The sequence below is a fragment of the Exiguobacterium sp. s5 genome (assembly GCF_018618075.1).
Taxonomy (GTDB): Bacteria; Bacillota; Bacilli; order Exiguobacteriales; family Exiguobacteriaceae; genus Exiguobacterium; species Exiguobacterium mexicanum_A.
The window spans coordinates 1-472 of the sequence record NZ_JACSLK010000017.1 but is presented as its reverse complement, the minus strand read 5'-3'; the positions used below and the strand labels follow the sequence as shown (position 1 = coordinate 472).

Annotated in this window: 1 rRNA gene; it reads left to right on the top strand. The window is 52.8% G+C overall.

From position 1 onward, the window contains the following. Positions 1-87: 87 nt before the first annotated feature. Positions 88-472 (top strand): 23S ribosomal RNA (locus KNP60_RS15450); the annotation flags it as partial.

The following is a 472-nucleotide window of genomic DNA, read 5'->3' as shown; positions in this document are numbered from 1 at the left end:
TTGTTCCTTGAAAACTGAAGATTCATCAAGACATCAAACCAATTAATTTCACATATGGTCCGTGAGGACCGTGTGTCTTAGACGCTAGATCAAGGTAGAAAGGGCGTACGGTGGATGCCTTGGCACTAGGAGCCGATGAAGGACGCGACGAACAGCGAAATGCCCTGGGGAGTGGTAAGTACACATTGATCCAGGGGTATCCGAATGGGGGAACCCACCGCCGGGAGACTGGCGGGACACCCGTGTGAATACATAGCACGGCGTGAGGCAAACCCGGGGAACTGAAACATCTAAGTACCCGGAGGAAGAGAAAGAAAATTCGATTCCCTGAGTAGCGGCGAGCGAAACGGGAACAGCCCAAACCAGGAAGCATGCTTCCTGGGGTTGTAGGACACTCTATACGGAGTTACAAAGGGATAGGATAGGTGAACGACCTGGAAAGGTCGGCCAGAGAAGGTGACGGCCCTGTAGC